Here is a 262-nt window from a genome sequence, read left to right on the forward strand (position 1 = left end):
GACATACAGTGTAAGTTTTGTAGCGAGTACAGGAGTTACTGTAACAGCAGACCAAGGAACTGTAGGTACGAATATGATTACTGATATTCCAGTAGGAACGGATGTAACCATCACCTCTTCTTTTGATGGATGTGATGTGCAAACAGTAACAATTACAGCACCAACATGTCCAGAATTATGTCAAGAACCAATTTTAACGGTAGGCGATTTAAGTTGTGATACTACAGGCTATACAGTAAGCTTTATCAGTAATGGTGAAGCA

General features: G+C 38.9%; 1 protein-coding gene. It reads left to right on the plus strand.

Annotated elements, in window-relative coordinates; genetic code table 11:
* Positions 1–262, plus strand: a 262-nt coding sequence (locus JMA43_RS14030) for a hypothetical protein (RefSeq protein ID WP_342157329.1), incomplete at both ends; no start/stop codon positions are given.

The organism is Joostella sp. CR20 (genome assembly GCF_038433465.1).
In the GTDB taxonomy this organism is placed as follows: domain Bacteria; phylum Bacteroidota; class Bacteroidia; order Flavobacteriales; family Flavobacteriaceae; genus Galbibacter.